Annotated in this window: 25 protein-coding genes and 2 pseudogenes; 8 read left to right on the top strand and 19 right to left on the bottom strand. The window is 72.8% G+C overall.

Features of this window, described 5'->3' with window-relative positions; genetic code table 11:
• Window positions 1-126: pseudogene (locus tag KBY47_RS23045) on the top strand (GTP 3',8-cyclase MoaA); the annotation flags it as partial.
• A 70-nt stretch (window positions 127-196) separates the two neighbouring features.
• Window positions 197-826, top strand: coding sequence for a TetR/AcrR family transcriptional regulator (locus tag KBY47_RS23040; protein ID WP_210923711.1), 630 nt, complete (start codon window positions 197-199; stop codon window positions 824-826).
• 10 nt (window positions 827-836) lie between these two features.
• On the opposite strand, the gene KBY47_RS23035 is transcribed toward KBY47_RS23040, so the two are convergent.
• From KBY47_RS23035 to KBY47_RS23000, 8 genes and pseudogenes are all read right to left on the bottom strand, one after another.
• Complete coding sequence (locus tag KBY47_RS23035; RefSeq protein ID WP_210923706.1) at window positions 837-2,405, bottom strand: SMI1/KNR4 family protein; 1,569 nt, start codon at window positions 2,403-2,405, stop codon at window positions 837-839.
• Between the two features lie 155 nt (window positions 2,406-2,560).
• Window positions 2,561-3,586 (bottom strand): ABC transporter permease subunit, encoded by a 1,026-nt coding sequence (locus KBY47_RS23030; protein ID WP_210923703.1) that lies wholly within the window; start codon window positions 3,584-3,586, stop codon window positions 2,561-2,563.
• Window positions 3,583-4,538: pseudogene (locus tag KBY47_RS23025) on the bottom strand (ABC transporter ATP-binding protein). The gene KBY47_RS23030 and the pseudogene KBY47_RS23025 overlap by 4 nt, the downstream one beginning before the upstream one ends.
• The gene (locus tag KBY47_RS23020) at window positions 4,535-5,029 is read right to left on the bottom strand and encodes a GntR family transcriptional regulator (protein WP_210923702.1); all 495 of its coding nucleotides are present in this window, start codon (window positions 5,027-5,029) and stop codon (window positions 4,535-4,537) included. Before KBY47_RS23020 ends, KBY47_RS23025 begins: the two are co-directional and overlap by 4 nt.
• A gap of 49 nt (window positions 5,030-5,078) precedes the next feature.
• Window positions 5,079-5,678, bottom strand: a complete 600-nt coding sequence (locus KBY47_RS23015) for a DinB family protein (protein ID WP_210923700.1) — start codon at window positions 5,676-5,678, stop codon at window positions 5,079-5,081.
• A 33-nt stretch (window positions 5,679-5,711) separates the two neighbouring features.
• Window positions 5,712-6,320: a hypothetical protein gene (locus KBY47_RS23010; RefSeq protein ID WP_210923699.1), complete on the bottom strand. Its 609-nt coding sequence runs from the start codon at window positions 6,318-6,320 to the stop codon at window positions 5,712-5,714.
• Window positions 6,317-7,765, bottom strand: a complete 1,449-nt coding sequence (locus tag KBY47_RS23005; protein WP_210923698.1) for a cell wall metabolism sensor histidine kinase WalK — start codon at window positions 7,763-7,765, stop codon at window positions 6,317-6,319. Before KBY47_RS23005 ends, KBY47_RS23010 begins: the two co-directional genes overlap by 4 nt.
• Window positions 7,766-7,827: 62 nt before the next feature.
• The gene (locus KBY47_RS23000) at window positions 7,828-8,520 is read right to left on the bottom strand and encodes a response regulator transcription factor (protein ID WP_210923697.1); all 693 of its coding nucleotides are present in this window, start codon (window positions 8,518-8,520) and stop codon (window positions 7,828-7,830) included.
• 244 nt (window positions 8,521-8,764) lie between these two features.
• Between KBY47_RS23000 and KBY47_RS22995 the strand changes: the two genes are divergently transcribed.
• Complete coding sequence (locus KBY47_RS22995; RefSeq protein WP_308405247.1) at window positions 8,765-9,550, top strand: DUF3152 domain-containing protein; 786 nt, start codon at window positions 8,765-8,767, stop codon at window positions 9,548-9,550.
• 9 nt (window positions 9,551-9,559) lie between these two features.
• Here KBY47_RS22995 and KBY47_RS22990 read toward each other — a convergent pair whose 3' ends face one another.
• The 6 genes from KBY47_RS22990 to KBY47_RS22965 all read right to left on the bottom strand — a co-directional run bounded on the left by KBY47_RS22990 (window position 9,560) and on the right by KBY47_RS22965 (window position 16,570).
• The gene (locus KBY47_RS22990; protein ID WP_210923695.1) at window positions 9,560-10,264 is read right to left on the bottom strand and encodes an FAD binding domain-containing protein; all 705 of its coding nucleotides are present in this window, start codon (window positions 10,262-10,264) and stop codon (window positions 9,560-9,562) included.
• A 155-nt stretch (window positions 10,265-10,419) separates the two neighbouring features.
• Complete coding sequence (locus KBY47_RS22985; protein ID WP_210923694.1) at window positions 10,420-11,844, bottom strand: cellulose binding domain-containing protein; 1,425 nt, start codon at window positions 11,842-11,844, stop codon at window positions 10,420-10,422.
• Between the two features lie 42 nt (window positions 11,845-11,886).
• Window positions 11,887-13,473, bottom strand: a complete 1,587-nt coding sequence (locus KBY47_RS22980; RefSeq protein ID WP_210923692.1) for a beta-N-acetylhexosaminidase — start codon at window positions 13,471-13,473, stop codon at window positions 11,887-11,889.
• Between the two features lie 42 nt (window positions 13,474-13,515).
• Window positions 13,516-14,364: a carbohydrate ABC transporter permease gene (locus tag KBY47_RS22975; protein ID WP_308405246.1), complete on the bottom strand. Its 849-nt coding sequence runs from the start codon at window positions 14,362-14,364 to the stop codon at window positions 13,516-13,518.
• Window positions 14,361-15,302, bottom strand: coding sequence for a carbohydrate ABC transporter permease (locus tag KBY47_RS22970; RefSeq protein WP_210923689.1), 942 nt, complete (start codon window positions 15,300-15,302; stop codon window positions 14,361-14,363). The genes KBY47_RS22975 and KBY47_RS22970 overlap by 4 nt, the downstream gene beginning before the upstream one ends.
• A gap of 2 nt (window positions 15,303-15,304) precedes the next feature.
• The gene (locus KBY47_RS22965) at window positions 15,305-16,570 is read right to left on the bottom strand and encodes an extracellular solute-binding protein (RefSeq protein ID WP_374103097.1); all 1,266 of its coding nucleotides are present in this window, start codon (window positions 16,568-16,570) and stop codon (window positions 15,305-15,307) included.
• 304 nt (window positions 16,571-16,874) lie between these two features.
• Here KBY47_RS22965 and KBY47_RS22960 point away from each other — a divergent pair, with 304 nt between their 5' ends.
• Both KBY47_RS22960 and KBY47_RS22955 read left to right on the top strand, forming a co-directional pair.
• Window positions 16,875-17,720: a GntR family transcriptional regulator gene (locus KBY47_RS22960; RefSeq protein WP_210923684.1), complete on the top strand. Its 846-nt coding sequence runs from the start codon at window positions 16,875-16,877 to the stop codon at window positions 17,718-17,720.
• Window positions 17,721-17,778: 58 nt separating this feature from the next.
• Window positions 17,779-19,062, top strand: a complete 1,284-nt coding sequence (locus KBY47_RS22955; RefSeq protein WP_308405245.1) for a cytochrome P450 — start codon at window positions 17,779-17,781, stop codon at window positions 19,060-19,062.
• Here KBY47_RS22955 and KBY47_RS22950 read toward each other — a convergent pair.
• Both KBY47_RS22950 and KBY47_RS22945 read right to left on the bottom strand, forming a co-directional pair.
• Window positions 19,059-20,051 (bottom strand): GlxA family transcriptional regulator, encoded by a 993-nt coding sequence (locus KBY47_RS22950; RefSeq protein ID WP_308405244.1) that lies wholly within the window; start codon window positions 20,049-20,051, stop codon window positions 19,059-19,061. The genes KBY47_RS22955 and KBY47_RS22950 overlap by 4 nt on opposite strands.
• Complete coding sequence (locus tag KBY47_RS22945; protein ID WP_210923682.1) at window positions 20,039-20,686, bottom strand: HD domain-containing protein; 648 nt, start codon at window positions 20,684-20,686, stop codon at window positions 20,039-20,041. The genes KBY47_RS22950 and KBY47_RS22945 overlap by 13 nt, the downstream gene beginning before the upstream one ends.
• Before the next feature lie 189 nt (window positions 20,687-20,875).
• Here KBY47_RS22945 and KBY47_RS22940 point away from each other — a divergent pair, with 189 nt between their 5' ends.
• Window positions 20,876-21,346 (top strand): DUF6069 family protein, encoded by a 471-nt coding sequence (locus tag KBY47_RS22940; RefSeq protein WP_210923680.1) that lies wholly within the window; start codon window positions 20,876-20,878, stop codon window positions 21,344-21,346.
• A gap of 68 nt (window positions 21,347-21,414) precedes the next feature.
• Here the strand turns inward: KBY47_RS22940 and KBY47_RS22935 are convergent, their stop codons facing one another.
• A complete protein-coding gene (locus tag KBY47_RS22935; RefSeq protein WP_210923678.1) occupies window positions 21,415-21,891 on the bottom strand; it encodes a GNAT family N-acetyltransferase in 477 nt (158 codons plus the stop codon).
• 54 nt (window positions 21,892-21,945) lie between these two features.
• Here KBY47_RS22935 and KBY47_RS22930 point away from each other — a divergent pair, with 54 nt between their 5' ends.
• Window positions 21,946-22,329: a YrdB family protein gene (locus KBY47_RS22930; RefSeq protein ID WP_210923676.1), complete on the top strand. Its 384-nt coding sequence runs from the start codon at window positions 21,946-21,948 to the stop codon at window positions 22,327-22,329.
• A gap of 16 nt (window positions 22,330-22,345) precedes the next feature.
• On the opposite strand, the gene KBY47_RS22925 is transcribed toward KBY47_RS22930, so the two are convergent.
• Window positions 22,346-22,936 (bottom strand): TetR/AcrR family transcriptional regulator, encoded by a 591-nt coding sequence (locus tag KBY47_RS22925; RefSeq protein ID WP_210923674.1) that lies wholly within the window; start codon window positions 22,934-22,936, stop codon window positions 22,346-22,348.
• A gap of 132 nt (window positions 22,937-23,068) precedes the next feature.
• Between KBY47_RS22925 and KBY47_RS22920 the strand changes: the two genes are divergently transcribed.
• Window positions 23,069-24,100, top strand: a complete 1,032-nt coding sequence (locus KBY47_RS22920) for an aldo/keto reductase (protein WP_210923673.1) — start codon at window positions 23,069-23,071, stop codon at window positions 24,098-24,100.
• On the opposite strand, the gene helR is transcribed toward KBY47_RS22920, so the two are convergent.
• On the bottom strand, window positions 24,087-26,240 hold the full coding sequence (gene helR, locus KBY47_RS22915) for an RNA polymerase recycling motor ATPase HelR (RefSeq protein ID WP_210923672.1): 2,154 nt from the start codon (window positions 26,238-26,240) through the stop codon (window positions 24,087-24,089). The two genes, KBY47_RS22920 and helR, sit on opposite strands and share 14 nt — an antisense overlap.
• Window positions 26,241-26,308: the final 68 nt, after the last annotated feature.

The raw sequence follows: 26,308 nt of genomic DNA, 5'->3' as shown, positions 1-26,308 counted from the left end.
GACGCGCCGGACGAGGAGATCGCCCGGATCTGGAAGCTGGCGATGTGGGGGAAGAAGGCGGGCGCGGGGCTGGACGACCCGGCCTTCGTCCAGCCGGACCGCCCGATGTCCGCCATCGGCGGCTGACCACCCGCCCCCGTCAGGACCCCCGACCCGCTTTGACCTGCGCGAGCATCGGATTCCCTAGGATGCTCGTATGGCTTCCACAACCAGACGTCCCTCCAGCGCGGCCGACCGACGGGCCGCCCTCGAAAAGCGGATCCTGTCCGTGATCGAGGACTGCCTGCGGGGCGGCGTGACCTACACCGAGCTGAGCGTGGAGCAGATCGCCAAGGCCGCGGGGATCTCGCGGTCGACGTTCTACCTTTACTTCCGGGACAAGGTCGACGTACTGCTCCGCCTCAGCGGCTCGCTCAAGAAGGAGAGCTACGAGATCGCGGCGGCCTGGAAGCCGACCGGCACCGACGGCGGCGTGGAGGGCCTGGCCCGCACCTATGAACTGATCATGCGCCACTACCGCGAGCACGCGGCCCTCTTGGCGGCGATCAACGAGGTCGCCGCCTACGACCCCACGGTCCGCGAGGCGTGGCGGGCGGACCAGGACCGCTTCGCCGACAACCTCGTCAGCGTCCTGAAGGAGGAGCAGCGCGCGGGCCGCACGCCCGAGGGCATCGACCCCACGCTGGCGGCCAGGCTGGTCGTCCAGGGCGGCAGCCAGGTCATCGCCCAGCAGGTCTCCGACGGCGACGGCACCGACGACCCCGCCGTCGCCCGGGAACTGGCCCGCTCCTACTGGTACGGCCTCTTCCGACGGCCCGCGGCCTGACGCCCGGGCCTCAGCGCCCTGCTCTGAGGATGCCGTCGACGCGGACGGCGGGCCCCGTGTCCAGACCGAGGCGGGCCGCCCAGGCGAGGGCGTCTTCGAAGCTGGCGTCGGTGTCGGCGAGGCGGGCGGCGGCGAGGGCGGGCGGTGCCTGGGCCTCGTCCAGGAGGGCGGCCCACTGGCGGCCGGTGAGGGCGAGGTAGCGGAGGTCCGGGAGGCCGGCGAGCACGGACAGGTCCGTGATGTCGGCGCCGGAGAGGTCGAGGCCGCGCAGGTGGGGGACGGTGCGCAGGGGAGCGAGGTCGGCCGGGGCGGTGGTGGTGAGGCTGAGGGAGGCGAGGTGGGGGTGGTTCTCCAGCGGGCTCAGGTCACCCTCGGTGAGGCTGACGCGCAGGGATTCCACGGGCAGTCGGCGTACGGGGGCCAGGTCGGCGGTCGTGGCGTTGTTGAGGCGGAGAAGCCTGAGGCTGGGGGCAGCGGTCAGCGGGGTGAGGTCGACGAGGCCGGTGACGTTGTTGATGTGGATGGCCTGGAGGGTGGGCGGGACCTCGTCCGGGATGTCACCGCCGATGAACTCCTGGGGAGCGGCCGCGCAGGCGGGTTCGAGGAGGGCGAGCCGGTCGCCGTGCACCTCGTAGGCGCCCTGGTCCAGGAGGTCCAGGTAGTGGCCGAGGAGTGAGGTGACCGAGTCGGCGACGTACCCCGGGCCTTCGTCGTAGTCACGGCCGGTCCGGATGACCTGGCCGGGGCGGCCGTCGCGGGCCGGAGCCGTGTCCACGGCCAGGAAGTTGCCGTCCTGGCCGCTGGCGAAGCGCAGCCAGCCGGGGTGGCCGCCGCAGCGGCGGACGGTGTCGGCGGGGGTGGTGTCGAGGACGACGGCGTCCCAGTCCAGGTCCCAGCCGTACCAGGGGCGTTCGCCCGCGCCCCAGTCGGTGCTCTCGGCGACCATGCTCTTCAGCGGCAGCCAGACGTTGTGCTGGAACAGGCCACGGTGGTCGTAGCCGATGCCGTCGCCGTCGGCGAGCAGGTAGAGCGCCCGCAGGTCGGCGGGCAGCCGGTGGCCCAGGCTGCGTTCGGCCTCCTCGATCGCGGTGGCGGTGGCGGGCGGGGGCAGTTCCTCGGGGTGTCCGAGGATCGCGGCACGTCGTTCGAGGTAGGCGTGGAAACGGGCGACGGCCAGTTCGGGGTCGCCAGCCGGGGCGGCGGTGCCCGGCTCCTGGCGTTCCCCGGGCTGGGGCAGCCGGTACTCAGGGTCGAGCACCGCTTGGAAGCCGCTTTCCCCGGTGACCTTGCTGACGGCGTCGGTGAAGGCGACGAGCCGGTACTCGCCGGACGGCCGACAGCGGATCTCCAGGCTGACCGGTTCCCAGTCGTGCCGGGCGCGCAACTCCTCAGCCAGCGCCATGAGTTCCACGAAGGGGTTGGGCACGCCGTGGCTCCACCGTCCCGCCGGACGGCCGTACCCACCAGTCACTCCGGTGCCGCCCCGACCGGCCCGGCCCTGGAGCACCGCGTGCGTCCACCCGCTCGGGGCCCGGGCCACCATCGCCTCGACAATGGGTCGTACCGCCTGCTCCACCATGCCCCGCTCCCGTGCTGTCGATGTTGCCGGAATCATGGCAGCCACCACTGACAACGGGCCCGGCGCACCTCCCGACGAAGTCCGTGACGACGTCGGGAGGTGCGCTGGGCCCCCGGTGGATCCGCGCCTTGGTGAGGAGCGGTGGTGCGCGTACGTCAGACCAGCCGCCTGCGTCCCCACACGAACAGCGCCACCGTCAGCACCGCGGTCAGCGCCAGCAGGATGCCCGCGCCGAGCCACTGCATGCCGGTCATCTGGGACATCGGCAGATAGTCCACGGACCAGCCCACCACGTCGGCCTCGCGCAGACAGGCCTCCCGCGCCTGCTCGTCGGCCGTGTCGGTGCAGGTGCTCCAGCCCAGGAGGTCACCGCCGCCGGTGAGGTACGACTCGTCGAGGACGTAGGCCGCGTCGGGCAGGTCGGGGAAGGAGTCCTCGGCGAGGACGCCCTGCCGGGTGGTGACCGTGATCACGTCACCCAGGCTCAGCCGCAGGTAGGCCCAGACCAGTTGCACCGCCGTGGCGAAGCCGAAGGTGATCACCATGGCCGCCAGGGTGCGGCGCAGCACGACGCCGATCGCCACCCCGCCGACGACCGTGAACAGGGCGAGGGCGACTGGCACCGGCCCGGTGGTGTCGAAGGCGGAACCCGACGTCCAGTCCATGACGGTGACCTGGTCCTTGACCGGGTTCCACCACCAGCCGAACGCGACGGACAGCGCCGTCGTGGTCGCGACGACCACCGCGCCGGTGATGCCGAGCTTCACGGCCAGCCAGCGGGTACGGCTCACGGACTGCGAGGTGACCAGCTTGGCGGTGCCGTGTTCCAGGTCGCCCGCGAGCAGCGGGGCGCCGACGAACACGCCGAGCAGTACGGGGATCAGACCGAGGCCCATGCCGACCGACTGGAAGGCCTCACCGTACGGCTGGAAGGACTGGCCCAGGCTGTCGAAGCCGGTCTCCGGCCAGCCGCGGGAGGCCAGGAAGTCGGTCATCCGGGTGCGCTGGTAGACGATCCAGGCCAGGGTGAGCGCCGTGGCCCCGAGGAGGGTCCAGTAGGTGGTGCGGTGCTGGCGCCACACCAGCCAGGGCAGGCCGCTGAGATGGGGGCGGCGGGTCGTGCCGGGCGTGGGGGAGGTGGGCGCGGGCGCGCTGTCGGGGAGGTTCGTCACGGTGCTCATGCCGCCACCGCCCGTCCGTCGTGCGCCCGTTCCGGGACCTGCGCGGTGGGGGTGAGCAACGGAGGCGCCTGGCCGGAGCGCAGGTATGCGAGCAGCAGCTCCTCCATGGTGGGCGCGGAGGCGGTCCAGGGTCCCGCGGCGGCCTCCATGACCGGCGCCTCGGCGCGCAGCAGGGCGGTGAACTGCCGTCCGCTGAGCCGTGACTCGACGACCGTGTGCCGGGCGAGCGGGTCGGGCAGGTCGTCGCCGTCGCGTGCGCCGGAGACCAGGGTGTGCATGGCCAGCAGTTCGTCGACGTCACCGGCGAGGCGTACGCTGCCGCCGCTGACGACGACGAGGAAGTCGCAGACGTCGTCCAGTTCGGCGAGCACGTGCGTGGACATCAGCACGGTGGTGCCGTGCTCGGCGGCCTCGGCCATGACGGTGCCCATGAGTTCGTGGCGGACGACCGGGTCGAGGTCCGACATCGGCTCGTCGAGGAGCAGCAGGTCGGGGCGCTTGCCGAAGGTCACCGCGAAGGCGACGCGGGTGCGCTGCCCGCCGGAGAGCGTGCCGATCTTGGCGTCCAGCGGGATGTTGCCCGCGCGGACGATGTCCTCGGCGGCCCGCTGGTCCCAGCCCGGGTTCAGCTCCCGTCCCAGACGCAGGTTCTCGGCCACGGTGAAGTGCCGGTACAGCGGCTTCTCCTGGGCCAGGAACGCGGTGCGCCGGCCGGCCTCCGCGGAGCCGGGTGCGGCGCCGAAGACCCGCAGGGTGCCCTCCGTCGCCTCCAGCACGTGCGCCGCCATGCCCAGCAGCGTGGTCTTGCCCGCCCCGTTCGGACCGACGAGCCCGCAGATCCGCCCGGCCGGGAGCCGGAACGAGCAGCCCGCAGCGCCCAGCCGCGCCGGTACCTCCTGCCGAGGCCGTACGCCTCTATCGCCGGTGTCCCGGCGCCCCTACCGTCACTCACCTGTCGCTCCTTGCCTGCGAGCCCGCCCCCGTACGCTCGGCGGCCGCCGTGGTCGTGTGCGTTGTCGTGGTCGACGCGCCGTCGGCCGTGGTGGCCGGCCGCGCGTACCGCTCGTCGAGGACCGACGCGAACAGCGCCGCGACGTCCTCCCGTTCCAGGCCCGCCGCGCGCGCCCGTTCCATCCACTCCGCCAGCTCCCCACGCAGCGGGGAGCCGGCGCCGGTCTGCGGCCGGGCCAGCGAGCGGCGCACGAACGTGCCGAGCCCCGGCCGCGGTTCGACGAGCCCTTCGCGCTCCAGCTCCCGGTACGCCTTCAGCGTGGTGTTGGGATTGACCGCGCAGCTCTCGGCGACCTCCTTGGCCGTCGGCAGCCGGTCCCCCGGCAGCAGCACGCCCAGCCGCAGTGCCTGCTTGGTCTGCTGGACGATCTGCTGGTAGGTGGGGACCCCGCTGCGCCGGTCGATACGAAACTCCAAGATCGCCACCCCCATTCCACTACTCGATTAGTGAAATGAGGGTGCCGCGAGCCCTGGCGCCCTGTCAACTCCCGTCGAGTTCCCCAGCTCTCCGGGCCGCCTCCTCCACCCGCTCCCGATAGCCCTGCCACCACCCCGCGTCACCGGGCGGCAGCCCTTGGTTGCCTTCACTCATACCGACGGCACCGTCGATGAGTTCGCGCAGGATGTCGGCGTGTCCGGCGTGCCGGTGGGTGTCGGAGATCACGCGTACGACGGCGTGATGCAATGTCACCTCGTCCCGCCCGTCAGGCCACCACGGCACCCTGCCAACCGTGTCCAGCGCGAGCGCGTCGATCGTCGCGTCGGCGTGCGCCCAGGCCCGGTGGTAGAGATCCACCATGTCCGTACGTGACTGGTCCGCGGTCGCCCACATGTCCGCGTTGGCCTCGGCACCTTCCGCCACCCAGGGCAGCGGCTCGCCGGACGGCCGCCCGAAGGTCTCGCCGAGGTAGCCCAGTTCCACGGTGGCCGCGTGTTTCACCAGGCCCAGGAGGTTGGTCCCGGTGGGTGTCAGGGGGCGGCGGACGTCGTACTCGGAAAGCCCGTCGAGCTTCCACAGCAGGGCGTCCCGGGCGGACTGGAGATAGAAACGCAGGTCGGTCTTCGGATCGGATGCTGTCATGGCGTCAGTCTGCCGACCGGCACCGCGCTTCCCTCAGGGCGTTGCCCGTGCCGACGTCGGTTCGGGTTCGGGGCAGCGGGTGGTGTCGCCCTGGATGGGGTCGCCGTCCGGGGGTGTGAGGCTGACCCGGGGTGGGGTGGGGGAGGGGGTGGTGAGGCTGTGGGCGGCGAGGGTTGTGCAGATGATCTGGGAGGCGGCGAGGTTTGTCAGGGGGCCCGCGTCGGGGGGCAGTGTGACGGAGATCAGGTCGTCGCTGATCGCCGTCACCTGTGCCGAGTAGCCGGGGTGGGGTGGGGCCGGGGCCTTTGAAGGGGTTTCCGTGGACGGGCTTGTGGGTGTCGGGACGGGTACGGCCCTGGACGGCGTGAGGTGGGTGGTGATGCCCTTGCGCCGTTCCTGGGGTGTGGGGCCCTGGAAGAGGATGGTGAGGACCGACTGGATGTCGATCGGGGCGACGGTGCGGCGGGGGACGGCGACCAGGGCTCCGTCCGCCACGAGATGGATCCGTACCGTCGGGACGACACCGCTGGCGGGGCCGCCCGCCTCGACGACGCCGGTCGTGGGGATGCCGCAGGAGGTGACCGCGCACAGGGCGGCCACGGCGGACAGCAGGGCGGTCAGGCGGCGGCGCGGGGTGGTCACGGTCGGGCCTCCGGGGTCGAGGTGTCCCGTTGCAGGGGTAGCTCCACGGTGAAGAGGGCGCCGCCCTGCGGCCGGTTCGCCGCGCGGACGGTGCCGCCGTGCACCCGCACGTTCTCCGCGGTGATGGCGAGGCCGAGACCGCTGCCGTCGGTGCGGGCCCGGGCGGTGTCGGACTTGTAGAACCGCTCGAAGACGTGCGGCAGTACACCGTCGGGGAGGCCGGACCCGCTGTCCAGCACCTCGATGACCGCGCACCGGCCGCCGTCCGGCAGGCCGCCCTCGCGCAGGCGCAGCAGCACGGGGCGGGCGCCGTGCCGCAGCGCGTTGCCGACCAGGTTGGCGACGACCACGTCCAGGCGGCGCGGGTCGACCCGGCCGCGCAGCGCGTCGGGCGGCGGCAGGTCGCACTCCACGAGGTCCGTCCAGGCGCGGGCGGCGAGGGTGTGCCGCAGGGACTCGGCGAGGTCGATCTCGTCCAGGTGGAGCACGGCCGCGCCCGCGTCGAAGCGCGAGATCTCCATCAGGTCGTCCACGAGCCGGGCCAGTTTCACCGTCTCCTCGCTGATCAGCCGGACCGCGGTAGCGGTGTCGGGGTCCAGCCCGGTGGCGTCCTCGTCAAGGACGTCGGTGACCGCGGACATGGCGGCCAGCGGCGTCCGCAGTTCGTGCGAGACGTCCGCGGCGAACCGGCGCGCCCGGGCTTCCATCTCGCGCAGTTCGGCCACCGACTTCTCCAGCGCCGCGGCCGTCTCGTTGAACGTGTGCGACAGATCGGCGAGTTCGTCGGAGCCGTGGACGGCGAGCCGGGTGTCCAGCCGCCCCTCGGCGATGCTGCGGGTGGCGCGCCGGAGCGCCCGCACCGGCCGCAGCACCCCGCGCGCGGCGAGCAGCGCCAGCAGCGCGGCGAGCGCCACCGCGGGCACGGCGGCCCGCTGTGCGGCGCTGACCAGGGCGTCGACGTACGCCTGTTCCGTGGTCTGCGGCACCGTCAGGAAGACCCGCACCCCGGAGGGCTGGCGTCCGGTGCCCTCGGGGGCGGCGTAGGCGACGGACATGCCGACGACGAGCGAGGTGTGGCCGCCGCTGCGGACCCGCTGGAAGACGGTGGCCATGCTGCTGTCCACGGCCTCGCGCACCGCGGGCGTCAGTTCCTCGAAGGGGTCGCCGGGGGCGGAGGTGGCGCTGAGGTCGCGGTACTCGGCGAGGACGCGCCAGGTCCCGGAGGGCTCGGCGCGGGCCACGCCCGCCGCGAACCGGCGCAGTTCGGGCTCCGTCGGCGGGTGACCGAGGTCCGGGGCGAGCCGGGTGATCTGGCTGCGCAGCATGTTGATCACGGTGTCCTGGCTCTGCTGGAGCACACCCGTGCGCGCCTCGCGGAAGGTCAGGGCACCGGTGGCGGCGGCGGTGAGGGCGGTGACGAGCGTGAACGCCACGACCAGCCGCATGCGCAGGCCCCGCGGTTGCGGCACCCTGACCCGGGCTCTCAGCGGGCCGCCGCGCACGCCCTTCACCGTGCCGCGAACCGGTAGCCGAATCCGCGCACGGTCTGGATGTAGCGGGGCTCGCGCGGCGGCTCGCCCATCTTGGCGCGCAGCCGTTTGACACAGGCGTCCACCAGCCGGGCGTCGCCGTGGTAGCTGTGCTCCCAGACCGCCTCCAGCAGTTGCTGGCGGCTGAAGACCTGGCCGGGGGAGCGGGACAGCGTCAGCAGCAGCCGTAGCTCCGAGGGGGCGAGGGCGATCGGCTCGCCCCGCAGGGCGACGGTGAGGCCGGCCCGGTCGATGGCCAGGTCGCCGTAGGTGTCGATCTTCGGTATGCCGGTCCCGGCGGGTCGGTCGCCCGCGCGGCGCAGCACGGCGCGGATGCGTGCCTCCAGCACCCTGGCCTGGACGGGCTTGACGACGTAGTCGTCGGCGCCGGACTCCAGGCCCACGACGATGTCCTCGTCGTCGCCCCGGGCGGTCGCCATGATGATGGGCAGGGTCTGGTCGAGGCCGCGGATGCCACGGCACACGTCCAGGCCGGGCATCCCGGGCAGCATCAGGTCCAGCACCACCACGTCCGGCCGGAAGGCCCGCACCCGTCCCAGTCCGTCCTCGCCGTTGTCGACGGCGGTGACCTCGTGGCCCTGGCGGCGCAGGGCCAGTGCGACTCCCTCCCGTACGGCGCGGTCGTCCTCGATCAGCAAAACGCGTGGCATGGGCTCAGTATCGCCAGGGCGGCGGACGGTCCGGGATTCTGTTACGGGATGATCATATAAAGCCCGCCCCGGATCGTCGTTATCGTTCTGTTGCCGTCCGGGCCAGAGGCCATCACATGCCGGTCACAGCCTGGCGATCATGACCACGCATCAACCGCCGCCTACCCGTGGCCGTCGACGCCGGGGCCGCACACACGCCTCCGCGCGAGGACGAAGGCTGCCGCTGTGGGGAGGCCTGGCCGCGGTGACCGTCCTGACCGCCGCCGGTCTGGCGGCCGTGACCTGGACGCCGTCCGGCGCGGACGGACCCCCCGGCGGCACCCGAGCCGACGCCCGCACCGAACCCGTCGAAGCGCCCGCCTCCGACCGCGCCCGCCCGACGACCGGCCCCGACCCCTCCCCGTCCGGCAGCTCCGAGGAATCCGCTGACACCGAGTCCTCCGACCCGCCCGCCGAGTCCGACATCCCGCTCACCGGACCGGGCACGTTCACCACCGCGTCCGGCACCGGCGCCAAGGCCGGCTCGGGAACCGCGCTGCGCTACCGGGTCGAGGTCGAGGACGGGCTCGACGTCTCCGCCGCCGACGCCGCCCGCCAGGTGGAACGCATCCTGGCCGACCCGCGCGGCTGGACGGCCGACGGCCGGTCGGCGTTCCAGCGCGTCGCCACCGGCCCGGCCGACTTCGTCGTCCGCATCGCGACCCCCGGCACCGTGGACACCATCTGCGGCCAGTACGGCCTGGACACCGGCGGCGAGGTCAACTGCAACGTCGGGGAGAACGTGATGGTCAACCTCAAACGCTGGCTGCTCGCGACCCCCGTCTACGCCGACGACGTCCCCGCCTACCGCGCCCTCATCATCAACCACGAGGTCGGCCACTTCCTCGGCCACGGCCATGTCGGCTGCCCAGGACCCGGCAAGCCCGCCCCCGCGATGATGCAGCAGATCAAGGGCATGAACGGCTGTGTGCCCAACGTCTGGCCCTACGACGAGGAGGGGCGGTACGTCACCGGACCCGCCGTCCCCTGACCCGCCCCGCTACAGCAGGCCGGTGACCTGGGAGCGGACGACCTCCCATGCCGCGGGCGGGAGTTCCCCGAGGGCCGTGGCGCGCAGCGCGTCCAGGGCGTCCCCGGCGCCGGTGTCCCCGGCGGCACCGCCGCTGAGCACGTCGTACCCGTCGCGTACGGCGACCCGGAGGCGGTCGCCCGCGTCGTCCCCGGAGTGCAGGGCCGAGGCCACGACCAGCGGCGGCGGTCCGCCCGGCTCGCCCGGCAGCTTGCGGTAGGCGGAGGCGACCGGCTCGCGCCAGCGCAGCGAGAGCAGCACGGGACGCTTGGCCACCACCTCGGCCAGGTCCGTCTCCCGCACGCCGTCGGACTCCAGCACCGTCGCGCGGGCGTCCAGGACGAGCGCCGCCGGCAGCAGACAGCGCAGGGTGCTGCCGACGATGTTGCCGCCGACGGTCGCGGCCCGGCGCACGGCGCCGGTCCCCACGGTGGCGGCGGCCAGCCGCAGCACGTCCGGCACCCGGTCGTCGATCCGGTGCAGCAGCACCGCACTCCCCAGGCTGTCGCTGCCCAGCACCTGAGCCTCGGGCAACTCCCGCAGGGACACGGCCAGTTCGGGGAAACCGTCCCGCTGCCACGTGGCCCACACAAGAGTCGCCCCACCTATCGGTACGGCTCCCTCGGCGAGACACTCCTGCGCTTCGGACACGGACGTGGGCAGACGCAACAGCACAGCGGCCGACCTGCCTTTCTGGGGAGTTGGGCGAGGGACGGACGGCGCATCGCACACCTGCCCGCCGACAGGGCAGTCTCGCCGCGCCGCAGGGGGCGCGTGCAGGGCTCACACAAGCATGCCCTGCACACGCCCCGGCCCCGTTCCGGCGCGGATCAGGCCGGGGGCACCTCGTCCACGAAGGAGGTGCCGGAGCCCCGGTAGGCGGCCACCTTCGCGGCCACCTGGGCCGGGGTGAGGACCTGGTCCTTGACGTGCAGGACGTAGTCGACGCCCTGGTCGTAGGCGCGCGGTGTGGTGGAGGTCTGGCCGTCGAGGTCGATCAGCCACTGGTTGAAGTTGATCGACATCGGGCGCTCCGGCAGGTACGCGGCGTCATGGGTACCGAAGTGCTGCCCGTCGACGTAGTAGGTGATGGCGTTGTTGTCGATGGTCACGACGAGGTCGTGCCAGCCCGCGTAGCTGCGCCTGCTCTCGGTGTGCTGGTTGACGGCCTGCCACGGGTCGGGGTTGTAGGTCTCCCACGAGGTCGTGTAGAGGATGTTCGACGGCTCGCCCCAGCCTCCGTTGGGCAGGTACTCGAAGTCGTACTCGGCGTAGTCGTCGGCCATCGGCGCCTTGAGGTCGTTGATGGTGAAGAAGGTCTGGACGACACGGTCGCCGTCGGGGCCGCTCCTCGGCGCGTCGGAGAACCGGACCCGGGCGGCGTAGGTGCCGTTCTTGAACTTCATGGCCCGGGTGAGGACCTCGGTGTGCCGGGTGGAGGCGCCGGTGCCCGCGGTGGAGGTCTCCAGGTTCATCACCGAGTTGCCGCCCTCGCGGGCGAAGGTGACCTTGGACGGGTCCCAGATGGCACCGGGCACGCCCGGCCCGCCCGGGTTGGAGCGGATGCTCCAGCCGTGCGCGGAGACGGCCGGGTCGGTGTGGGAGGTGTAGTCGAAGTCGTCGAAGAGGGTCTGGCCGCCGCCCGGCGGGTCGGTCGGGTCCGTCGGGTCGGTGGGGTCGTTGCCCTCGGGCGCCGTGCCCCACACTGTCGTTCCGGCGAGCTGGGCGGTGACCTTGTTCCAGTCGGCGTACGACGTCTGGCCGCCGCCGAAGGAGTAGTCGTCGCTCTGGGTCAGCGTCTGCCAGGTGGACCGGTGGAACCGCAGTTGCATGTCCCCGGTGTCGCTGCCCGGCGCCAGCGTCCCGGCGGCGGAGGTGAAGCCGATCTCCAGATAGCGGTCGGCCGTGGCGGTCGGCTTGCTCAGCGTGCCGAACGCGCCCGTGATGGCGCCGCATCCCCGGACCGCCCAGGAGCAGGCGAAACGGTATGTGGCATCGGAGGCGTCGGCCTTGAAGTAGTAGCGAATCCTCACCTGGTTCAGCTGCACCGGGGCGGAGCCGGTGTTGCGGACCTTGAACCAGGGTTCGCTCTGGTCGGCGGTGGCCCCGCTCGCGCTGGTGCGGTACTGCACGGCCAGGCCGCCGTCGGCGGCGGACGCGGTGCCACCGGGCAGGGCGGCCAGCGCGGCGCTGCCCACCAGGGCTGCCACGGCCAGGGCGGAACGGGCCCTGAGGCCGGTCGGACGGGTTCTCATGTGGGGGTCCTTTCGCATCGGAAGGGGTGGGGAGGTTCCCGCTCAGCGCGGGAGGTTCGGGGAGGTGAGCGCACGGCTGGGCGACTGCGCGGGCGGGGTGTCGTGCGGGACCCGCAGCGCGTCCAGGCGTGCCCGGTGTCCGGCCAGCCGGGCCCGGAAGTCCCGCCAGTCGGCGGTCGGGTGCCACACCCGGTCGGCGAGGGCGCACAGCCGGGGGAAGGCGAGGTACTCGAGGTGCTCGGGCGTGCTGACGAACTCGGTCCACAGCTGGCCCTGCGCGCCCAGGACCCGCGCCTCGGCCCGCGGGTCGGGGACCGGGGGCGCGAGGTCCACGCCGTAGGCCGTGCGCAGGTCGACGATCACGCCGGGCTGGGCGGGTGGCTCCGACGGGCCGGTGCCGCGCGCGTAGTCGAAGTAGGTGGTGCGGTGGTCGGCGTGGACGACGTCGTGTCCGCGGCGGGCGGCGGCCCAGGCGTGTGCCGGGTCGCGCCAGCTCATCACCGTGCACTCCGGCGGCAGCGTGGTGTCGTTCTCGGCCCAGGCGACCGGGCGGCGGCCCGCGTCGAGGAGGTGTCCGGCGATGCGTCCCAGGAACCAGCTGTGCAGCTGGTGTGGGCCGGGCAGGCCCTCGCGGAAGGCGCGGGCGATGGCGGCCGGGCTGCGCTCCCACTCGCCGGTGGGGCACTCGTCGCCGCCGATGTGCAGGTACGGCGACGGGAAGACGTCCATCACCTCGTCCAGGACGGTGCGGAAGAAGTCCAGGACGTGGTCGCCGACGCCGAGCACGTTCTCGCACACGCCCCAGCCGGTCCACACCGTCAGCGCCCGGTCGGGGTCGTTGCCCAGTTCCGGGTGGGCGGCCAGGGCGGCCCGTACGTGTCCCGGCAGGGCGATCTCGGGCACCACCCTCACGCCGCGCTCGGCCGCGAAGCCGATCAGGTCCGTCAGCTCGGCGCGGGTGTAGGAACCGGCGTGCGGGACGCCGTCGAAGCGATCGCTGCCCGCCGGTCCCGTCATCGACTGCGCCCGTCGTCCGCCGACCTCGGTCAGCCGGGGGTAGGCGGTCACCGGCATCCGCCAGCCCTGGTCGTCGGTGAGGTGCAGGTGCAGGACGTTGAGCTTGTGCAGGGCCAGCAGCTCGACGTAGCGGCGCAGATAGGAGACGGGCTGGAAGTGGCGGGCGACGTCGAGCATGGCGCCGCGCCAGGGGTGCCGCGGCCGGTCCGTGATCTCCAGCGCGGGCAGGTCGACGTAAGGCAGGGGCAACGGCCGGCCGGACAGGGCCTGGGCGGGCAGGAGCTGACGGAGTGTCTGGACGCCGCGGAGCAGGCCGGTCGGGTGCGCGGCGCGCAGCAGCACGCCGGTCGGGTCCACGGTCAGGCCGTATCCCTCGTCGCCGAGGCGGGGGCCGAGGGTGGCGTCGAGGGTGAGGACGAGGGTGCCGTCGTCGGCGTGCGGCAGGCGCGGTCCGGTGGCCGGGGTGAGGTAGGAGCGCAGCAGGGTGGCGGCCGGTTCGGTCCCGGGGGTGATCCGCAGCCGGGTGGTGGCGTCGAGGCGGAAGCGGCCGGGGCGCGGGCTGAGGTGGCGGGGGCGGGGGACGAGGGCGAGTTCGGGCCGTGGCAGGTCCACAGGTGGTCTCCGTCGGTGGTCCGCGGGTGGTCTCCGTACGGTTCAGCCCTTGACGCCTCCGGACGCCAGACCGGAGGTCACATGGCGCTGGAGGGCGAGGAAGACGATCAGCGCGGGCAGGGCGAACAGGGTCGAGGCGGCCATGGTGGCGCCCCAGTCGGTGCCGAACGTGGACTGGAAGGAGGACAGCCAGACGGGCAGCGTGCGGCTGTCCTGCTCCTTGATGATCAGGAAGTTGGCGTAGGTGAACTCGTTCCACGCGGTGATGAACCCGAACAGCGAGGTCGCCATGAGGCCGGGTGCCAACAGCGGGAAGGCCACCTTGCGGAAGGCGCCCGGCCGGGTGCAGCCGTCGACCTGTGCCGCCTCCTCCAGTTCGGGCGGGACGGAGGCGATGAAGCCGCGCAGCACCACCACGGTGAACGGCAGGGTGATCATGAAGTAGATCAGGGTGAGCGTCGGCAGCCGGTCGAGCATGCCGGTGTCCCGGGAGATGATGTAGACCGGGATGATCAGCGACTCCCAGGGGGCCATCTGGGCGATGAACACGGCGAGCATGAACTGCCGCCGCCCGCGCCAGCGCAGCCGGGCCACCGCGTAGGCGGCGCCGAGCGCGACGACCAGGGAGAGCAGTACGGCGCTGAGCGTGACCAGGGCGCTGTTGCGCCAGAACAGCGCGAACCCGTCCGCCTCGACGGCCCGCCGGAAGTGGTCGGCCGTCCACCGCTCCGGCAGCAGCCGGGGGTCGGCGGACTGGATGTCGGGGGACGGTTTGAACGCGGTCGTCACCATCCAGTACACGGGGAACAGGCAGACCACCACGGTCAGGGTGGCGGCCGTGTACAGCCCGCCCCTCCTGAGGTGGGCCACGGCGGTCCGGTGGGCCGTCACGGTTGCTCCCCTTCCTGACGGAACAACTGGCGGAAGTAGAGGACGAGTACGCCGCTCATCAGCAGGACCGTGAGCATCGACGCGGCGGAGCCGAGGTCGTAGCGCTGCTGGGCGAGCGCGGTCTGCACGGCGTACACCGGCAGGATCGTGGTGGCGTCGCTCGGGCCGCCCCTGGTCATCACCCAGATCTGCACGAACGCCTTGAACGTCCAGATGACCTCCAGCGAGACCACCAGCATGAAGATCGGCCGGATCAGCGGGAAGGTCACCGAGCAAAAGACCCGGGCCGCCCCGGCGCCGTCGATGCGCGCCGACTCGTACAGCTCGCCGGGGACCGTGGTGAGGGCGGAGTACAGGGTGATCGCGGCGAACGGCACGGACTGCCAGACGACGAGCACCACCACGATGGCGAAGGCGGCGCCGCCGTGCGCGAACCACGGATACTCCTCGAAGGAGGTGAACCCCAGGCCGGTGAGCAGCTCGTTGACGATCCCGAACCGGGAGTGGAACAGCCACTGGAAGACGGTCGTGGCGGCCACCACGGGCACCGCCCACACCAGCACCAGGGAGCTGAGGACCACGGTCCTGCCGATCCGGCCGAGCCGTGCGACCATCAGCGCGACCAGGGTGGACAGGACCATGATGGCGACCACGTTGACCGCCATGAACACGAACGTGCGGCGCACCACCTCCCAGAACCGGGGATCGGTCAGCAGGGTGCGGTAGTTGCGCAGCCCGACGAAGCGGGCGTCGCCGAGGACCAGCTGACGCAGCCGGAAGTCCTGGAAGGAGATCACCACCGCCCGGGCCAGCGGGTACAGCAGCAGGTACAGCATGCCCAGCACGGCCGGTGCGACGAGGAGGTACGGCCAGGGCGAGGCGCGGCCACGGCGGGGCCGCACGGGGGCGCGCACGGCCTTCTCGACTGCCACGGCCATGGTCAGGAACCGTTGTTGAGGGTCTCGGTGATGGTGCGCGACGCCTTGGCCGCCTCCGTCTTGGCGTCCCGCCCGGTGAGTACGGCCGTCATGTACTCCTTGATCGGGTTCTTGGCCTCGACGGCCGCCCACTGGGGTGTGTTGGGCGTGGCGTGCCCGTTGGCGGCGCCGACCGCCATCGCCGCGGCGCCGGGGTCGCCGGCGACCGCGTCGGCGAGCGTGGTCCTGTTGGGCACATAGCTCATGGCCCGCGCGAGCTTCTTCTGCCAGGCGTCGCCGGTCAGCTCCTTGACGAAGGTGAACGCCTCCTCCTGGTGCGCGGCGACGGCCGGTACGACCAGGTCGGAGCCGCCGGTGAAGACGGCGCCCGGCGTCGACGCGGTCTTGCCGGGAATCGGGAAGAAGCCCAGTTTGCCGTCGAGTCCGGGGTTGTTCTGCACGACGACGTTGGCGCCGCCCGGGGTGGAGAGGATCTGGGCGACATCGCCCTTGGCCATCACCTCGGCCTGCGGCGGCTGGGCCTCGTCGGAGTCCTTGGGGCCCTCGCCGAGCGCCTGGAGGCGCTGGTAGAAGGCCATCGCGCGGAGTGCGGCGGGGCTGTCGAGGGCGCCGCGCCACTCGCCGCCGCTCTCCACGGCGAGGTCGCCGCCCTCGTCCCGGACGAACCCGGCGAGGGTGTACCAGTTCTGGCCGGGGAGGTAGATGCCCTGGACGCCGTCCCGGTCGAGCTTGCGGGTGGCGGCGACCCACTGCTCCCGGGTCCTGATCGCCTCCGCGTCCACCCCGGCCTTCTCGAACAGGTCGGTGCGGTAGATGACGACGCGGTTGGCCGCGTAGTACGGGATGCCGTACTGCCTGCCGTCGTAGGCGCCGGGTTCGGCGAGGCCCTTCAGCCAGGTGTCGCCGCCGAGTTCGGCGACCCTGTCGGTGAAGTCGGTCAGGCCGCCGCTCTGCGCGTACTGGGCGACCTGGGTGTTGCCGACCTCGATGACGTCCGGGGCGTCGTTGCTGGCCAGGGCCGCGGTGACCTTCTCGCCGATGCCCTCCCACTCCTGGATCTGGATCTTCACGTCGATGTCCGGGTGGGCCTTCTCGAAGCCCGCCTCGAACTCCTTCTGGAAGGCGGCGGAGACGCTGTCGCGCATCAGCCACACATCGAGCGCGGTCCGGCCGTCCGCGGTGGTGCCGGGGCCGTCGCCGGAGGAGCAGGCGGTCAGCACTGTGGTCATGAGCATGGCAGACGCAAGAGTGAGGGAGCGGGGCTTCACGGATCACCTCTGGACATCCGGGGACGGGCGGCGCACGGCACCCCTCGGTTGACCAGTTGGCCGCCAAGGGCTTACCAGTTGATGTCGGACGAAGGTGGCATAGACCAATCGCGGCGTCAACCCCGCGCGCGCCACCGGCCGTTCACCCCGCGCGCGGGCCAACCAACAGCGAGGCCGCGGCCGTACGGACCGTCGTGCGGCTGGATCATCCCGGGCCTCGCTGACTAGACTCTGCTGGCTAACAGACCAGTTGCGGTCAGAGCCATACCAGTGCCCGCCGCCCGACGACGAACGAGAGCCCCGCATGGAGATCGACGCCGCCGCCTCGGGCGCGGTACTCAAACGCGAGCGGGTCCGGGACGCGATCCTCCAGCTCATCGAGGAACGACGCCCCGGCGACGCCATCCCCTCCGAACGCGCCCTCTGCGCCGAACTCGGCGTCTCCCGCCCCACCCTGCGCGCCGCCGTGGACGAACTGGTCGCCGCCGGACTGCTGGTGCGCGAACACGGCCGGGGCATGTTCGTCGCCGCCGAGAAGATCACCCAGGAACTCGCCCCGGACCGCCACGCCTTCAGCCTGCCGCAGGCGGGCGGCGCCTGGACCAGCAGACTGCTGGAGTTCCGCACCCTGCCCGCCGGGGCCCGGGTCGGCCGCAAACTACGCATCTCGCCGGCGGCGGAGATCCGCTACGCCGCCCGGCTCCGGCTGGTGGACGGCGCGCCCATCGCTATCGAGCACCTGCACGTCCCGGCGGCCCTGCTGCCCGGCCTGACCCGGGAGGAGTTCGAACAGGGCGACCTCTACGAGCACCTGCACGACCGGCACGGCGTCCAGGTCAGCGAGGCCTTCCAGTCCATCGAGCCCACCGTCGTCACCCGCGCCGAGGCCGACCTGCTCGACGTGCCGGAGCTGTCCCCGGCCCTGCTCTTCGAACGCCTCACCTCCGACACCCACGACCGCCCCGTGGAGTACGTCCACTCGCTCTACCGGGGCGACCGCTACCGCATCGTCTCCCGGCTCGCCCTCGGCCCCCGCGCCCGTCCGCCCGCACCGGACGAGGGCCACCACCCCGGCATCCCGCCGGGCGACCTCGCGCACGGCGACCCGGTGACGTTCTCGGCGCGCGGGGTGGTGCAGGACGGCCCCTGATGTGATGCCGCGCACTTACCGTCGGTCACCGTCGGAGGACCCGTGTTAGCGTCCGGCGGTGATCACTCCGGACCTGGACATGACCGGCGCAACCGTCATCGATGCCCCCGAACCGCTCGACGACCTGGACCTGTTCGGCGACGCCTTCGTCCGCGACCCGTACCCCTGGCTGGACACCCTCCGCGACCGGGCACCCGTCCACCTCGACCCCGGCACCGGGCTGTGGCTGGTCAGCAGACACCAGGACGTGCTCCGGGCACTGCTCGACCCGGCCGCCTTCCGCCCCGACAACGCCCAGCACGCCGTCACCCCACTGCCGGTGCCCGTGCTGCGGGTGCTCGCCCGCGCCGGACTGAACCTGCCGCCCGCCCTCGCCAACAACGGCACCGACAGCCACGCCGGGCTGCGCCGACTGGTCAACCGGTTCTTCCACGCCCGGCGCGTCGCCGCCGCCGTACCCGTCATCGAGCGGACCGCCGACGACCTGCTGACACGGTTCCGGGCACGGCTCGACGACCACACCTCCCACGACCTGTTCTCCGCCTACGCCCAGATCCTGCCCTGCCGCGTCCTGATGGAGATGCTCGGCATCGGCGACGTCGACGACGCCACCCTGGTCCGCTGGAGCGACGCCTCCCTCGAACTGTTCTGGGGCCGCCCCCCGCTCGACCGTCAGCTGGAACTCGCCGAACTGGTCGGCGAGTTCCACCAGTGGCTCACCGCCACCGTGTGCGACGCGGCAGCCGCGCCCGACACCTTCGTCGGAGCCCTCGCCCGGCACCGGCTGCCGGACGGCCGACCGCTGCCCGCCGCTACCGCGGTCGGCGCCTGCTTCTTCGTCTTCATCGCCGGGCAGTCCACCACCGGCCAGCTCATCGCCACCGTGCTGCGCCGGGCCCTCGCCCAACCCGGCCTCTGGCCGCGCGCGGGCGACCCGCGCACGGCGCAGACCTGGGTGGAGGAGGTCCTGCGCCGCGAACCGCCCGTGACCACCTGGCGCCGGGTCACCGCACGACCCGTGCGACTCGGCGGCGTCGACCTGCCCGCGGGCGCGCAGCTGCTCCTGATGCTCATGGGCAGCGGATCGGACCCGGAGGTCTTCCCCGACCCGGAACGCATGTGCCCGCACCGCGAGAACATCCGCCGGCACCTGGCCTTCGGCGCGGGCCGGCACCGCTGCCCCGGAGCGGCACTGGCCCGCACGGAAGCGACGGTCGCCCTGCGCGCCGCGGCCCGCGCCCTGCCCGACGTACGCCTCACAGCCGAGGCGGCACCCTCCCCGATGCTCGGTCTGCTGTCCTTCCGGGCGCCCCTGAGCGTGCCCGTGGAACGCAGGCCCTAGGCGGCCGGGGCGGTGCTGCGGAAGCGCGCCCGGTACACGGTGGGGGAGACGCCCAGGGCGTGCTGGAACACCCGCCGCATGGACTCGGAGGAGCCGAAGCCGGCCTGCCGGGCGACCTCCTCCACCGGGTCGGTACCGGAGGACAGCAGCGCCTGGGCCGCCTCCACCCGGACGGCGTCGACGTACCGGCCGGGCGTCATCCCCGTCTCCTTGCGGAACAGCCGCGCCAGGTGCCGGACGCTGACACCGGCGCCCGCCGCGAGCGCGTCCAGGCCGCGTGGCAGCGAGGGGTCGGCGGTGATCTCGTCCATCACCCGGCGTACCAGCGGGTGCTGGGCCCGGGGCGTCATCCGGACGCTGAACTGCGACTGCCCGCCGGGCCGTGCCATGAAGACCACCAGCTGCCGGGCCACCTCCCTGGCGACGCCCGCTCCGTGGTCCTCCTCGACCAGCGCCAGGGACAGGTCGATCCCCGCCGTCACCCCGGCCGAGGTGACGAGGTGCCCGTCCCGCACGAACACCAGGTCCGGCGCCACCCGCACCTCCGGGTAGGCGGCCGTGAGCTGCGGCGCCAGCTCCCAGTGCGTGGTGGCCCGGCGCCCGTCGAGGACACCCGTGTGCGCGAGCACGAACGCCCCGGCGCACACCGAGGTCACCCGCCGGGTGCGGGCGGCCAGCGTCGTGACGAGCCCGGTCAGGGCGGTGTCGGCGGTGGCGCGCCGCCAGTCCCGGCGACCGGGCACCACCAGGGTGTGCGGCTCCGCGGGCAGCCGGTCGACGGACGTGGTCACGCCCACCCGCAGCCCGCTGGAGGTGACCACGTCACGGCCGTCCGGCGAGACCACCTGCACGTCGTACCGGGCGCCGTACCGGTTGGCCGTGGTGAGGACCTCCATCGGCCCGGCCACGTCCAGCAGTTGCACCTGGTCGAAGGCGACGATCACGACGACCCGGGACCCGCCACCCGCCCCGCCCCCTACTCCGCCCACGGGGAGTCCAGGACGACGCGCACGAAGTCACCGCGCTGGAACCCGGGCACGTAGTGCTGGAGCACATCCGCCTTCACATTGCCGAAGGCGGTCTCCGGCTTCGGACGGATGCCATCAGTGAACGCCCCGAGGATGCGCCGCTTGAAGCCGGGCCGCGGGTGCAGCGCCACGACGTCCTCACGGTCCCCGGGGGCGATGTCGTCGTAGCCGATGCCGAGCACGTCGTACTCCACCCCGGCGGTGACCAGGGCGACCTCCGGCTCCATGAACTCCGGGACACCGGGCGTGGTGTGCAGGGCGATGGCCGTCCACACCCGCCGCACACCGTCCTCCGGCACACCGTGCGACCGGAGGAAGCGGCGCGCCTCGTCGGCGCCGTCGACCTCGAAGCGGCGCCCGCTGGAGTGGAACCGCTCACTCAGGCCCAGGTCGTGGAACATGGCGCCGACGTACAGCAGTTCCGGGTCGAAGCCGAGGCCGCGGTCGCGGCCCTGGAGGCTGCCGAAGAAGTACACCCGGCGCGAGTGGTGGTAGATCAGCTCGCCGGTGGTGTCGCGGACCAGCTCGGTCGCCTCCCGCGCCAGCTCGGTGTCGGGGACACGCACCCCGGAAGGGAGGGGGGTCTCGGTGGTCATGGCCTGTCACCTGTTCGTCGGTCGTCGATGGCAGCGCCCAGTCTTCTCCGGCCCACCGGCCACCCGCCATGTCCGCAGGGCCATGAATCCCACAGATACGGACAGCTTGGCCGACGACCGCTGAGTTCCGCGCCCCGGCCCGGTCCAACTCCACGACAGTCCCTTCGAGACCGAGCAGGAGACCCCGCCATGACCGTTACCACGGCCCAGACCAGCACCGTCGCCCCGTCCTCTTCCCGTATCACCGCCTTCCTCGCCGCGCGCCCCGTCTGGCTGGCCGGTGTGCTGGCCGCGCTCGCCGGTGCCGTGGTGACCGAGGCCTTCGCGCTCGTCGCCCGCGCCTCCGGCGTGCCCATGGCCGCGGCCAACCCGGGGGCCGAGGAGGCGGCGACGATCCCGGTCGGCGGCTTCGTCGGCGGCGTGCTGTTCTGGTCGGTCGCCGGGATCGTGCTCGCCTCGGCCCTCGCCCGCTGGGCCAGGCGGCCCGCCCGCACCTTCGTGGTGATCACGGTCGCCCTCACGGCGCTGTCCATGGCCGGTCCGGCCGTCGCCCCGCACACGGCCACCTCCACGCAGATCGTCCTGGCCGTGTCCCACCTCGTCGCCGCCGCGGTGATCATCCCCCTGCTCGCCGGACGCCTGTCCGCCGTGCGCCGGTGACCGCGGCCCGGGAACCCGACGGCCCCGCCGTCGCCATCCGCCGACGGCGGGGCCGTCCCGGGTCCGGGCTAGGAGCGGTCCGGCCCGCTCGCGCGCGCCGGGCTCCGCACCATGAAGACATCGATCGGGTCCTCCCTCTCCACGACGAACCCGTGGCGTGCGTAGAGCCGCCTGGCGGCACTGCCCCGCAGGACGTTGAGGGCCACCGTCGAGCCCTGCTCGTCGGCCCGCTCCAGCACCGTACGCAGCACGGCGGACCCGAGACCGCGGCCCTGGTGGCGTGGGGAGAGGTAGAAGTGCTCCAGCCACTGCCTCCCGTCAGCGGGCCGGACCGTGACACTGCCCGCGAGTTCACCTTCGGCCATCACGATCGACGTGTACCGGGTGGAGAAGGAGTCCCGCAGGCGCTGCCGCACCCGGTGCTCGTCGTAGCGTCCCAGGCGTTCCAGATCCGCGCGCATGACCCTCGCCCGCAACTCCGCGACGGCCTCGACGTCGACCGCTTCCGCCGGACGCAGCGCCCAGCCCCTCACCCCTGTGCCCATGGCGGGAGTCTGTCAGCATGGGGAGCGTCACGACGGGGGAGGGGTGTGGCGCACATGTCGGTCGGAGGACTCGGGTTCCGCCCGTCGACGCTCGGCCTTCGGTTCCTGCTGGAGCTGGCGGCCCTGACCGGTTTCGGGGTGTGGGCCTGGCAGGTGACGCCCGGCGCTCTCGGATACGTCACCGTGGTCGCCGTACCGCTGGGGGTGGCCGTGCTGTGGGGGGTCTTCGCGACCCCGGGCGACGCGTCCCGGTCCGGCAGGACCGTGGTGGCGACCCCGGGGCCGGTGCGGCTCCTGCTGGAACTCGCCGTCTTCTTCGGCGGAGCCGCCGTACTCTACGCGGCCGGGCGGCACACCCTCGCCGTGGTGTTCGCCGTCGTGCTGGCGGTGTACCACCTGCTGGCGTGGGACCGGGTGGCCTGGCTGCTCAGGAACTGAGGCCCGGCCGCCGGTGTCACCCGGCCCGGCGCAGCCCCGCGACCAGCAGACCGACGAGTCGGCGTGCGTCGTAGTCGGGGTCGCTCTCCGCGCCGACGCAGAGGTTGCCGACGCCCCGCATGAGTTCGTACGCGGTGATGTCGGAGGCGATCTCACCGGACGTGGTGGCCGCTTGGAGCAGTTCCGTGCAGACGGGGACGAGGCGGTCGAGGAAGTAGCCGTGCAGGGTCTCGAAACCGGGGCTGTCGGACTGGAGCACGGCGGCGAGCCCGTGCTTGGTGGCCAGGAAGTCGACGAACAGGTCGATCCACCGGCCCAGCGCGGCGTACGGCGACGCGCTGCTCGCCAGCAGGGACGGACCGGCCTCGGCGCAGGCGTCGACCTGGTGCCGGTAGACGGCGATGATGAGATCCGCCCGGGTCGGGAAGTGCCGGTAGATCGTGCCGAGTCCGACACCGGCCTCGGCCGCGATGGCACGCACCGGCGCGTCCACCCCCGAGCTGACGAAGACCGACGCGGCCGCGTCCAGCAGCGCCTCCTTGTTGCGCTGGGCGTCCTTGCGCACCGGCCGTGCCGCACGCCCGGCGCCCTCGCCGCTGTCGCTCACCACATCGCTCCTTCCACCTCTGGGCTTGCAAAAGCGGAACAGTGTTCCGTATCGTTGTTCCGGAACGAGGTTCCGCTTGCTCATGATGCCAGAACGGCGGAGCCCGCAGCCAATCCACGAAGGAGTACGGTCATGCAGTACCGCACCTTGGGCCGCACCGGTGTGCAGGTCAGCACCCTCGCGCTCGGCGCGATGAACTTCGGCAGCATCGGACGCACCACCCAGGACGAGGCCACCGCCATCGTCGACGCCGCCCTGGAGAGCGGCGTCAACCTCATCGACACCGCCGACATGTACGGCCGGGGCGAGTCCGAGGAGATGGTCGGCAAGGCCATCGCGGGCCGCCGCGACGACATCGTGCTCGCCACCAAGGCCGCCATGCCGATGAGCGACGAGCGCAACCACCGCGGCAGCTCCCGCCGTTGGCTGGTCACCGCCCTCGACGACAGCCTGCGCCGCCTCGGCGTCGACCACGTCGACCTCTACCAGATCCACCGCTGGGACCCCACCACCAGCGACGAGGAGACCCTGTCGGCGCTGACCGACCTCCAGCGCGCGGGCAAGATCCGCCACTTCGGCTCCTCGACCTTCCCCGCCCACCGCGTCGTACAGGCCCAGTGGGCCGCCCGCGAGCACCACCTGAGCCGCTATGTCACCGAGCAGCCCAGCTACTCGATCCTGCAACGCGGCATCGAGGCCCACGTCCTGCCCGTCACCGAGGAGTACGGGCTCGGGGTGCTGGCATGGAGCCCGCTGGCCTCCGGCTGGCTGTCCGGCGCCGTCCGCGCGGGCCGGGACATCACCACCCACCGCTCCGCCGTCCTGCCCGACCGCTTCGACCTGGGCCTGCCCGCCAACCGGGCCCGGCTGGACGCCGTGGAGCGGCTGGCGAAGGTCGCCGACGAGGCGGGCCTGACGATGATCCAGCTGGCCCTCGGCTTCGTGACCGCCCACCCCGCCGTGACCAGCGCGCTCATCGGCCCCCGCACCCTCGACCACCTCCACTCCCAGCTCGCCGCCGCGGACACCGTGCTCCCCGACGACGTGCTCGACGCCATCGACGAGATCGTCGCCCCCGGCACCGACCTCGCCGCCCACGAGAAGTTCGACACCCCGCCCGCCCTCCTCGACCCGGCACTGCGGCGCCGCGTCAGGAACCGGTGAGAACCACCAGCCGTCCGGTCGCCCGGGTCATCGCCACATAGCGGTCGACCGCTCCCTCGACGCCGTCGCCGAACCTCTCCGGGTCGACGAGGACCACCAGGTCGAACTCCAGCCCCTTCGACAGCTCCGGGGTCAGCGAACGGACCCGGGACGTCGGCCGGAACGTGGGATCACCGATGACACAGGCGACCCCGTCGGCGTGCTCGGCCAGCCAGGCGTCGAGGATCGCGTCCCGATCCGCGATGGACCCGTGCACCACGGGCAGGCCGCTGCCACGGACCGAGGCCGGCACGTTCGCGTCCGGGAGCACGGCCCGGATGACCGGCTCGGCCTCCGCCATGATCTCCCTGGGCGTCCGGTAGTTGACGTTCAGCGAGGCCACGTCGATCCGGTCGAACCCGACCCGCTCCAGCCGCTCCCGCCACGACTCCAGGAAGCCGTGCCGGGCCTGGGCACGGTCCCCGACGATCGTGAAGCTGCGCGACGGGCAGCGCGGCAGCAGCATCTGCCACTCCGCGTCGGTCAGTTCCTGTGCCTCGTCCACCACGATGTGCGCGAACGGACCGGCGAGCCGGTCCCGGTCGGCGCCGGGCAGGGCGGCCTCGTCGACCAGGGTGTCCTGGAGGTCCCGCCCGCGCAGCATGGTCACCGCGCCCTCACCGTCGTCGTCGGCCGCGAGCACGTTGTCGATGACGTCGGCCATGCGCGCCCGCTCGGCCGCGACGGTGGCGGCGTGCCTGCGCCTGCGCAGCGAGGCCCGCGCGTCACCGAGCCGCTGCCGCGCCGCGTCCAGGAGCGGCAGGTCGGGCACCGTCCAGGCCTGCGGGGCCGCCGTGCGCTGGAGCCTGCGCACGTCGTCGGGGCCGAGCCAGGGCGCGCACAGCCGCAGATACGCCGGGACGGACCACAGGTCCCCGACGACATCGGCCGCGTCGAGCATCGGCCAGGCGCGGTGGAGGGCGGCGACCAGTTCGCGGTCGTTCAGCAGCGACCTGCGGAACTGCTCCGGCGGGACATCGCCGTCGATCTTGTCGAGCAGGATCGTCACCAGCTCGTCCCAGATCAGGTCCCGGGCCTCGTTGTGCGGGGTGCCGGGGCCGGGCGCCCGGAACGCCTCCGCCCAGTCGTCGGGGGTCAGCCGGACGTCGGCCCAGTCGGTCGTGACCGTCATGCCCTCGGCGGGCGGCTCCTCGTAGAACCTGACGGCGGTCTCGACCGCCCGCACCATGTCCGCGGTCGACTTCAGCCGGGCCACCTCCGGGTCCGGCTCGGTCCCCGCGTCGGCGCCCTCCTCGACCAGGTCGCGCAGGACGCACGTCTGCACCCCTTCCTCGCCCAGGCTGGGCAGGACATCGGCGACGTAGTCCAGGTAGGGCCGGTGCGGGCCGACGAACAGCACGCCGCCGCGGCGCTGACCGAGGCGTGGGTCGGCGTACAGCAGATACGCCGAGCGGTGCAGGGCGACGACCGTCTTGCCGGTGCCCGGACCGCCGTCGACGACGAGCGCGCCGCGGGAACCCGCCCGGATGATGGCGTCCTGGTCGGCCTGGACGGTCGCCAGCACGTCCCGCATCCGCGCCGAACGGCGTTCGCCCAGGCTCGCGATGAACGCGGACTGGTCGTCGAGCGCGGCGGCGTGCCCGCGCAGCCCCTCGGCGGTGAACACCTCGTCCCAGTAGTCGCTGATCCGGCCGCCGGTCCAGCGGTACCTGCGGCGGCTCACCAGCCCCATCGGGTCGGCGTGGGTGGCCCCGAAGAACGGCTCGGCGGCGGGGGAGCGCCAGTCGACCAGCAGTCGGCGGCCCGCGCTGTCGGTGAGGCCGAGCCGTCCGACGTACACCGGCTCGGGGTCGTCGGCGCGGACCATGTGCCCGAGGCACAGGTCGAGACCGAAGCGGCGCAGGGCGCGCAGCCGCCCGGTCAGTCTGTGGATCTCCACGTCCCGCTCCAGCGCCTCCCGGCCGGCGCCGCCCGGCGCCCGCCGCGCGGCGTCCAGCCGGTCGGACAGCTCGGTGATCGACTGCTCCAGGCTCTCGGCGACGGCGGCGAAGTGCCGCTCGTCGCGGGCGGTCAACGCGGGGTCGGTCTTGGCGGAGAGACGGTCGGGAAGGGCGAAGGCACTGAAGGTCACAGGAGGCACGGGGAGCCCTCTGAGGCACGGAGGGGGCCTTGCCGCAAGCCCCCCGGTGCGCTATAAGTTGACAGTGG

Origin of the sequence: Streptomyces sp. B93, from assembly GCF_018070565.1 — a bacterium.
Taxonomy (GTDB): Bacteria; Actinomycetota; Actinomycetes; order Streptomycetales; family Streptomycetaceae; genus Streptomyces.
This window is presented reverse-complemented; position numbering and strand designations above follow the sequence as displayed.